Origin of the sequence: Burkholderia sp. Cy-637, assembly GCF_011753175.1 — a bacterium.
GTDB classification, from domain to species: domain Bacteria; phylum Pseudomonadota; class Gammaproteobacteria; order Burkholderiales; family Burkholderiaceae; genus Burkholderia; species Burkholderia gladioli.
In genome coordinates this window covers 1-9,032 of the sequence record NZ_VWWC01000231.1, presented here as the reverse complement: position 1 = coordinate 9,032, position 9,032 = coordinate 1, and the positions used below count along the sequence as shown (strand labels likewise).

The window sequence follows — 9,032 nt, the reverse complement described above, 5'->3', positions numbered from 1 at the left end:
CATCCAGCCGCCGCGCGCTACAGCGCGGCCACCACCTTGACGCGGCCGCCGCCCTGCGCGGCCGCCACCACCTGGCCGCCGACCCGGCGGAAGGTCAGCGAGACCGTCTCCCCGCCCACCCGCAGGCCGTCGAGTTCGAGCCAGTCGATGCCGTCCGGCAGCGCGGGCCGCTCGATGCGCACCTCGCCGCGCGCCGCGTCGACGCTCACGCCCAGGCAGGCCTGCAGCATCATGAACGGCGAGCCGGCCGCCCAGGCCTGCGGCAGGCAGGCCACCGGATAGGCGGTGGGCGGTTCGCCGCGCCGGCGCGGGAAGCCGCAGAACAGCTCGGGCAGGCGCATGTCGAAGCTGACCGCCGCCTCGAACAGCGCGCGCAGCAGCTCGGTGGCGGCCGTCTTGTTACCGTAGCGCGCGAAGCCGCGCGCCGCCAGCGCGTTGTCGTGCGGCCAGACCGAGCCGTTGTGGTAGGCCATCGGGTTGAAGCGCGGCTGGCCGGCCGCCAGCGTGCGCACGCCCCAGCCGGTGCGGAACAGCGAGGAGTCGAGCGTGCGCGCCACCGCCTCGCCTCGGCTCGCCTCGGGCAGCCCGAAGGCCAGCAGGTGCCCCGCGTTCGAGGCCAGCACGCGGCACAACTCGCCGCGCCCGTCGAGCGCGATGCCGTAGAAACCGGCCTCGGGCATCCAGTAATGCGCCTCCACCGCCTCGCGCAGCTTCTTCGCGCGCGCCGAGTAGTCGGCCGCGCGCGCGGCGTCGCCGCGATGGGTCGAGAAGGTCGCCATCGCGTCGAAGGCGGCGCAGGCATAGGCCTGCACCTCGACCAGCGCGATGGGACCTTCCGGGAAGCGGCCGTCGGCATGGAATACCGAATCGTGGCTGTCCTTCCAGCCCTGGTTCGCCAGGCCGCGCTCCGAGGTCTTCTGGTAGTCGAGCAGGCCGTAAGGATTGCGGTCGCAAGCGCGCGCCACCCAGCCGGCGGCCTTCTCCAGCGCCGGCCAGAGTTCGTCGATCAGGGCCGTGTCGCCGGTCTGCTCGAGATAGGCCCCGGCCAGCACCACGAACAGCGGCGTGGTGTCGACGCCGCCGTAGTAGAGCGCGAACGGCACCTCGCCGGTGGCGGCCATCTCGCTGCGACGGAACTCGTGCATGATCTTGCCCGGCTCGGCGTCGCGGAAGGCCGAGGTTTCCTGCGCCTGGTGCGCCGCCAGGAAGCGCAGCACGCCGCGCGCGAGCGAGGGCTGCAGCCACAGCATCTGCAGCGAGGTGATCACCGCGTCGCGGCCGAAGGGCGTGGAGAACCAGGGGATGCCCGCGTAGGGATAGGGGCCGGTCTCGAGCTGGGTGGTGAGCAGGCCCAGGTCGGCCAGCGAGCGGTCGAGCCAGGCGTTGAAGAGCGGATTGCCGGTGCGCACGCGCGCGATGCTGCGGCGCCGCTCGCGCATCTGGCGGTGCACCTGCACCAGCGCGCGCCGCAGGCCCGGGCGGCCCGCCCGCGCGAGCGGCTGGGCCGGCGCGGCCGGCGCGGTCGACTCACTGTCGCGCTCGATGCGCGCCTCGACGGTCAGGTAGATCGACACGCAGGCCTGCGCGGCGATGGTCAGCGTGTAGTCGGCGCGATCGGTGGCCAGGCGCACCGGCGCCGGCGAGAAACCGATCCGCACGGTGCGCGCGACGCCGTCCAGGCCGTCGTAGCGCAGCCGCACCTGGCCGGCCTCGACCTCGGGCGCCGCCACCGCGCCGCGCCGCTCGCGCGGCGTGCCGCGCACCTCGAACATGTCGAGAAAGTCGGCCGCGAACGAGATCGACAGCGGCACCTCGGCGTCGGCGGTGCCGTAGTTGGTCAGCGTCAGCGCCTCGTACAGCACGTTGTCGGACAGCACGCGGGTGCGGTCGATGTGGATCACGCCCTCGGGCATCTCGTGGCCGCCCAGCGGCGGCAGCGGCCGGTTGGTCAGGTGCGCGGTGAAGGAGGCGTTGTCGGCGCTGGTCGCGCCCGACAGCAGCGAGGGCGCGCGCCCGCCGAAGGTCAGGCGCCAGCCTGACAGCACGCGCATGTCGTCGACGAACAGGCCGTCGTCATGGCCGAGGATGTCGCCCAGCGTGTCGCTGACCACGAACGCGTCGCCGGCCTTCAGCACATGCTGGCTGCCGGCCACCGGTTTCTGCGAGACGGGTTCGGGGGCGATGAAGGGCGGCGCGCCGGTCGCGGCGACCTGCGCGGCCTGGGAATCGGAAGAAACAGGGGAAGCGGGGGAAGCGGTTGCGGCCGCTTCGGCCGTCGGGGTAACGGGATGAGCTTGCGTGCCGGGCATTGCGACTCCTGACTGCGGTCCACGGGGAACAGGGGAAAAACGGGCGCGGGCGGCGGTTCGCTCCGCTGCTCGCACCCCGTTTCGCCACAGCATAGGCCAGAACGGCCCTGCTTCGCAGTGTCGCCTGGCGGCGTGTCAGTGATCGGTTTCCATCGCCAGCCGGCCCATCGCCTCGCCGGCGCCGCGCACCGCGCAGCTCAGCGGCTCGTCGGCGACCCGCACCGCGAGCCCGGTCTCGGCGTACAGGCGCCGGTCCAGGTGAGCAAGCAGCGCGCCGCCGCCGGTCAGCACGATGCCGCGATGGGCGATATCGGTAACCAGCTCGGGCGGCGCTTTCTCGAGCACGCGCTTCACCGCGTTGACCACCTGGTTGAGCGGCGCGGCCAGCGCCTCGGCGATGTCGTGGTTGGACAGCTCGATGGTGCGCGGCAGGCCGTCCTCGACGCCGCGCCCGACCGCGCGCATCGATTCGCGCGGCACCGAGCCGCTGGCCGAGCCGATGTATTTCTTGACGTGCTCGGCGGTCTGCTCGCCGAGCAGGACGTTGTAGAGGCCGCGCACGTGGTTGATGATGGCCGCGTCGAACTGGTCGCCGCCGACCCGGATCGCGTGCTGGTAGACGGTGCCGCCGAGCGACACCACGCCCACCTCGGTGGTGCCGCCGCCGATGTCGACCACCATCGAGCCGACCGCCTCGGTGACCGGCAGCCCGGCGCCGAGCGCGGCCGCCAGCGACTGGTCGATCAGGTTCACGCGCGAGGCGCCGGCCGCCGCCGCGGCCTCGCGCAGCGCGCGCCGCTCCACGGCGGTGGCGCTGGAGGGCACGCAGACGGTGAATTCGATGCGCCGGCCGAACAGCGAGCGCGCATGCGACATGCCGACGAACTGGCGGATCATCTGCTCGGCCGCCGGGTAATGGGCGATCACACCGTGGCGCAGCGGCCGAACCGCTTCCAGGTGCTCGGGCACGCGGCCGATCAGCGCCTTGGCCAGCTCGCCGACCGCCTCCACCCGCGCCTTGTCGACATGGGCGTCGGCCTTGCGGAAACAGACCACCGACGGCTGGTTGAGCACCACGCCGCGTTCCTGCGTATAGATGAGCGTGCTCGCGGTGCCCGGATCGACCGCGACGTTATTGGCGAAAAGCCTGCCCAGGATGGGTGTCGACATGGATGTGCCTTTACGGACTGACAGACCGAGGAAACGCGCTGCGCGGCCAAACCGGCATTTTCCCCGTGCCGGTACTGCTTCCGATGGCCGCCGGCGTTCGCATCGAAACGCGACGCGTCGGCGACAGGAAGTTTCTACTCTAGGTAATTCCAGGTCAATGGAGAATATTCCGATGTCGAATTCCGATGCCGAATTGACAATCTGACGGGAAGATTGGCAGTCCGTTGGATTCCGGAATGAATTGACGCCCTTCGCAAAGTCTGTACCCTCTCGTCTCGCCGGCGCGTTTACCGTCGCGCCAGGCCAGGCCAACCCGATCTCAAAAGAATGTTCAACGCCGCACGCCCCGCCTCGTCCGGGGCCTCCGCCGCCGCGCGCGCGCCCAGCGCCGCCATCCACGAGGCGCGCTCCGGCGCCGCCGGTGCCCATGTCGTGTGCCCCGTCGCTGTCGATCCCGTATTCGATTTCGTCTTCGATCCCGCATTCCGCCAAGGCGGCGCGCGGCCGTGGCGCGGGCTGCCGGCCCGACTCGCCTGCCTCGCGGCCCTGATGGCGGCGACCCTGCTGCCCTCGCTCGCCGCGGCCCAGGCGAGCCCATCCGCCGCTCCGGCGCTCAACGGCTCACCCGCCACCGTGCCCGTGCAAGCCTCCGATGCCGCCACGCCGTCCCCGGCCTGGGCCGACGCGCTCGCCGCGATGCGCGCGGGCGCCCTGGCCGCCGATGCAGGCGACCGTTCCGGCGCCAATGCCCAGACCAGCGCGGGCATGCCCATCGCCCAGGGCACCGCCCCTGCCATCGCCAACACACCGGCCCTCTCCACCGCCCCGGCGAGCGCCAATCAACCGGTCACGCAAGATTGCCGCGCCGAAGGCGGCCAAGCGGGCCGTCCCGCGATCGGCCTCGTGCTGTCGGGCGGCGGCGCGCGCGGCTACGCGCACCTGGGCGTGCTGAAGGTGCTGGCCGAGCACCGCATCCCGATCGACTGCATCGCCGCGACCAGCATGGGCGCCGTGGTGGGCGGCCTATACGCGAGCGGGATGGACGCCGACGAGATGGCCGAGCGCCTGGCCAGGGTGAACCTGGCCGACATCGCCTTCGACGTGGTCAACCGCGCGGACCTGCCGCAGAAGCAGCGCGAGGACGAGGAGCGCTACATCAACGGCCTGACGGTCGGCTTCGGCAAGAACGGCTTCAAGGCCCCCGCCGGGCTGGTGCAGGGCAACCGCCTGCAGGCGCTGCTGGCCGACTGGACCGCGGCGGTGCCGGTCAACCAGCCCTTCGACCGCCTGCCGATCCCGTTCCGCGCGATCGCCACCAACCTGCGCAACGGCCGCATGGAAGTGCTCGACCACGGCTCGCTGCCGCTCGCGATCCGCGCCAGCATGGCCATGCCGGGCCTGTTCTCGCCCACCGAGATCGCCGGCGTGACCCTGGTCGACGGCGGCCTGGTCAGCAACCTGCCGGTCAGCACCGCGCGCAGGATGGGCGCCGACGTGGTGATCGCGGTCGACATCGGCTCGCAACTACGTCCGCTCGACGCGCTGGCCTCGCCGGCCGACGTGTTCCAGCAGATGCTCGGCATCCTGATCCGCCAGAACGTCTCGCGCGAACGCAGCGAACTCGGCCCGCGCGACGTGCTGCTCGAGCCCTCGCTGGGCTCGCTGAGCTTCACCGATTTCCAGAACGCCAGCCAGGCGATCGCCGCCGGCGAGGCGGCGGCCAAGGCCGCGCTGCCGCGGCTCGAGCGCTACGCGCTGTCGCCCGAGGCCTACGCGGCCTACCGCGCCGCGCACATGCGCCCGCCCGCCGAGCCGATCCGGCTCGCCGAGGTGGAGATCCGCGCCCACGGGCCGGTGCCGAAGCGGGTGGTGGCCGATGCGCTGCACGTGAAGCCGGGCGACATCTACGATCCGCAGGCCGTCAGCCGCGACCTGCTGGCGCTGACCACCACCGGCAATTTCGACACGGTCACGCAGCAGGTGGTGACCGACGGCGATAGCAACAAGCTGGTGGTGGACGCGCGCGGCAAGACCTGGGGCCCGAACTTCCTGCTGTTCGGGCTGGGCATGTCGAGCAGTTCCACCGACGAGGGCGGCTTCCGCTTCCATATCGGCTACCGGCGCCCCTGGCTGACCGATTCGGGCCTGGAATTCCGTGCCGATTCCACGCTCGGCAGCGACCTGCAGGCGCTGCGCACCGAGCTGCGCCAGCCGCTGTCGAGCAGCCATGGCCTCTATCTCGCGCCCTACGCCGAATTCGAGCGGCGTTTCGCCAACGTCTATTGGGACGACTACAAGCTCACGCAATACCAGTTGCAAACCGAGCGCCTCGGCCTCGATCTCGGCCTGCCGGTCGGACGGCTCGGCGATTTCCGCGTCGGCCTGGCCTACGCGCACGGCAGCGCCTCGCCGACCTACAACTTCCCGACCGACATCTCGCCCAACGGCAGCCCGATCGGCCAGGTGTTCGACAGCGACAACGGCCACCAGCTCAGCGTGCGCGCCCGTTTCGTGGTCGACCAGCTCGACGATCCGACGCTGCCGCGCAACGGTTACTTCGCCAAGTTCAGCGTCGAGCGATCCCTGGTCGCCAGCGATCAGGTCCAGTACACGGAGGTATCCGGCAAGGCGATGGTCGCGCAGCAGTTCGGGCGGCACAGCATCAACGCCAGCATCGAGGGCGGCAAGAGCTTCGGCGGCACCAGCCCGGTCAACCTGCTGGGCTTCACGCTCGGCGGTTTCCAGCACCTGGCCGCCTATGCCGCCGACCAGCTCAACGGCGACGCGATCGCCTATGGACAGGTCACCTACATGAACCAGGTGGCCAGCTTCAACGCCTCGCCGATCAAGGCGCTGTACCTGGGCGCGAGCGCGGAAATCGGCAACGTCTGGACGTCTTCCGGCGACCAGATCCGGCTCGACATCAGCAGCGGGCCGATGAAGCAGAGCTATTCGTTCTTCGCGAGCTTCACGACCTCGTTCGGGCCGATCTACGTGGGCGTGGCGCTCGCGCCGGGCGGGCGCCGCAACCTGTACTTCCAGCTCGGCCGCACCTACTGAGCCGGAAGCGGCGCGGCGCCGGCATCCTGAACGCCGGCGCCGCGCGCCTTCCCAATCCCAGCCTCGCCTCGCGAGCCGGTGCTCGCCGCCGGCGCCGCCCCGCTCAGCCCGGCCAGCGGATCTCGAAGCGCGCGCCGGGCAGCACGCGCGCGTCGGTCACCGCGATGTTGCCGTGATGGGCCTGCAGCACCTGCCGCGTGATCGCCAGGCCCAGCCCGTAGCCGGCCGTGTGGCGATCGAGCCGCACGAAGGCGTCGAAGATCCGTTCGCGCTCGCCGTCGGGCACGCCGGGGCCGTCGTCCTCGACGTAGATCAGGATCTCGCCGCCGCTCGCGCCCAGCGTGGTGCCGATCAGGATGCGCGATTGCGCGTACTTGGCCGCGTTGCGCAGCAGGTTGCGGATCGCGTAGGACATCAGCCGCGTATCCATGTTCACGCGCAGCTCGGCCGGTGTGCCCAGGCGCGTCTCGATGATCTTGCCCGGGCTCAGCGGCGCCACCTCGTGCACCTGGGTGTCGAGCCAGCAGGCCAGCGCGGTCGGCTCCAGGCTCGACTGCAGCGAGCTGTATTCGAGCCGCGCGTAGGTCAGGCTCATGTCGATCAGCTCGTCGAGCTCGGTCACGTCCTGCGCGATGCTGTCCAGCGCGTTGAGCCGCTCGGCCTCCGACATCGGGTCGCGCAGGATCTCGAGCGCGAAGCGCACGCGCGCCAGCGGCGTGCGCAGCTCGTGGGAGATGCCATTGGTGAGGTCGCGCTGCGCCTCGATCAGGCGCTCCATGCGCATCGCCAGCGCGTTGAGGGTGCGCGCCAGCGGGCCGAGGATCACGCTGTGCGATTCGCGCGCGCGCGTGTGGAAACGCCCGCCGCTGAAGTCGATGGCGCGCTCGCGCACCATCACCAGGTCCACCCAGGTCGGCCGCGCCCAGCGCCAGGTGGCCAGCGCCGGCACCACGATCACGAACAGCGCCACGCCGAGCGCGCCGCCCGGCAGCGCCTCGAAGCCGGCCAGCACCGTCCACGGCGAGAGCGTCACCGACAGCGCCAGCAGCGGCACCGCCACCACCAGCAGGACCAGGCTCATCAGGTGCAGATAGGCGCGCACGTAGAGGCGCGACCAGCTCGGCATGCGATCGGCGCGCGTGTCGGTCCAGGAGCGCCGAAAGCGCAGCCAGCGCCAGCGCAGGTAGCGCAGCGCCGACAACCGCGACTGCCCGGCGCCACCGAAGCCGCGGGGCCGGGCCGCGTCCTTATTCCCAGGCATGGGTGCTGAACTGGTAGCCCTTGCTGCGGATCGTCTTGATCCGGCGCGGATGGCTGGCGTCGTCCTGCAGCTTGCGGCGCAGCTTCGAGATGCGGCCGTCGATGGTGCGGTCCAGGCCGTCGAATTCGACGCCGCGCAGTTGCAGCATCAGGTCGTCGCGGCTGACCACCTCGCCCGCGTGGCTCACCAGCACCCACAGCAGGTCGAATTCCGCCGAGGTGAGGTCCGGCGAGGAACCGTCCGGCAGCCGCACCGAGCGGTTGCCGCGATTGATCGAGAACTTGCCGAAGGCGTAGCTCTCGGGCCCGTTGCCGGGCTCCGGCGCGCGTACCGGCGCACGCCGCAGTTGCGCCTTGATCCGCGCCAGCAGGATGCGCGGCTCGACCGGCTTGCGCACGTAGTCGTCGGCGCCGAATTCGAGGCCCAGCAGCTCGTCGTAGGGCTCGTCGCGGGCCGTCACCATCACGATCACGCCGTCGAAATGCTTGCGCGCCTCCCGGCAGATCTCGAAGCCGTCCTTGCCCGGCAGGTTCACGTCCAGCAGCACCAGGTCGGGCCGCGACGAGAGGATCGCGGGGACGGCCGCGTGGCCGTCGAGCACGGTCTCGACTTCGTAGTCGTGCTTGCGCAGGTAGCCGGTGATCAGGGTGGACAGGCGATTGTCGTCCTCGACGAGAAGAATCCGGTAAGGCATGGGGGTGATCGTTGCTGGCGGTGAATCGGGCCGGGTTCCGGCGGCGGGTTGGGCCGCGGTCCGGCAGGTAACCATCGGTAACATCTCAAGCAAATCAGCATGATACTGCTGTCCGGTCCCCGATTGATGCATGTTCCTCAGGAATCGACGCCGCTGTGCAGCAAGTGCGCAAGCAGCCGGAAACAACCGGCGCGAACGGCGCGGGCGCGCGCGGCGGGACCGGGCCCGGCAATGTCCGGCCGCATTCGACCGGCCGCGCCGCCGGGAGTGCCTGAAACCGCTGTCGACTTCGCTCGGCTCCATCGAATCTCCACGTCATCTCCACATCGACGGCGGCTCGCGCCGGGCCGCGCCGCGCGATCAATTCGGTAAGCGCTTACCTGAGGCCATCGCGTTTTCCTGTCCCTTTCGCCCGGCTGCCGTGTCATCGACTGGTAACCCGGATTCGAACCACACAGGAGTACCTCGATGATTGCTCGGCCCTCCCGCCGCCCGGCCACGCAGCCCGGCGCCGCCGCCCACCCCGGTCAGCCGCGTA

General features: G+C 70.9%; 5 protein-coding genes. 1 reads left to right on the top strand and 4 read right to left on the bottom strand.

From position 1 onward, the window contains the following. Nucleotides 1–17: 17 nt before the first annotated feature. Both F3J10_RS32650 and F3J10_RS32645 read right to left on the bottom strand, forming a co-directional pair. On the bottom strand, nucleotides 18–2,309 hold the full coding sequence (locus F3J10_RS32650) for an amylo-alpha-1,6-glucosidase (RefSeq protein ID WP_167243817.1): 2,292 nt from the start codon (nucleotides 2,307–2,309) through the stop codon (nucleotides 18–20). A 135-nt stretch (nucleotides 2,310–2,444) separates the two neighbouring features. Next, nucleotides 2,445–3,479 carry a rod shape-determining protein gene (locus F3J10_RS32645; protein ID WP_013691110.1) on the bottom strand — a complete coding sequence of 345 codons (1,035 nt, stop codon included), beginning with the start codon at nucleotides 3,477–3,479 and terminating at the stop codon, nucleotides 2,445–2,447. Nucleotides 3,480–3,806: 327 nt separating this feature from the next. On the opposite strand from F3J10_RS32645, the gene F3J10_RS32640 reads away from it, so the two are divergent. Continuing rightward, nucleotides 3,807–6,539: a patatin-like phospholipase family protein gene (locus F3J10_RS32640; protein WP_167243816.1), complete on the top strand. Its 2,733-nt coding sequence runs from the start codon at nucleotides 3,807–3,809 to the stop codon at nucleotides 6,537–6,539. Between the two features lie 103 nt (nucleotides 6,540–6,642). Here the strand turns inward: F3J10_RS32640 and F3J10_RS32635 are convergent, their stop codons facing one another. Next, on the bottom strand, nucleotides 6,643–7,800 hold the full coding sequence (locus F3J10_RS32635; protein WP_166916771.1) for an ATP-binding protein: 1,158 nt from the start codon (nucleotides 7,798–7,800) through the stop codon (nucleotides 6,643–6,645). Further along, nucleotides 7,787–8,494: a response regulator gene (locus F3J10_RS32630; protein ID WP_017921518.1), complete on the bottom strand. Its 708-nt coding sequence runs from the start codon at nucleotides 8,492–8,494 to the stop codon at nucleotides 7,787–7,789. Before F3J10_RS32630 ends, F3J10_RS32635 begins: the two co-directional genes overlap by 14 nt. Between the last annotated feature and the right edge of the window lie 538 nt (nucleotides 8,495–9,032).

Bases quoted from the DNA above. Each gene is read 5' to 3' on its own strand.
- F3J10_RS32650 (WP_167243817.1), bottom strand. From the start codon at position 2,309: ATGCCCGGCACGCAAGCTCATCCCGTTACCCCGACGGCCGAAGCGGCC.
- F3J10_RS32645 (WP_013691110.1), bottom strand. From the start codon at position 3,479: ATGTCGACACCCATCCTGGGCAGGCTTTTCGCCAATAACGTCGCGGTC.
- F3J10_RS32640 (WP_167243816.1), top strand. From the start codon at position 3,807: ATGTTCAACGCCGCACGCCCCGCCTCGTCCGGGGCCTCCGCCGCCGCG.
- F3J10_RS32635 (WP_166916771.1), bottom strand. From the start codon at position 7,800: ATGCCTGGGAATAAGGACGCGGCCCGGCCCCGCGGCTTCGGTGGCGCC.
- F3J10_RS32630 (WP_017921518.1), bottom strand. From the start codon at position 8,494: ATGCCTTACCGGATTCTTCTCGTCGAGGACGACAATCGCCTGTCCACC.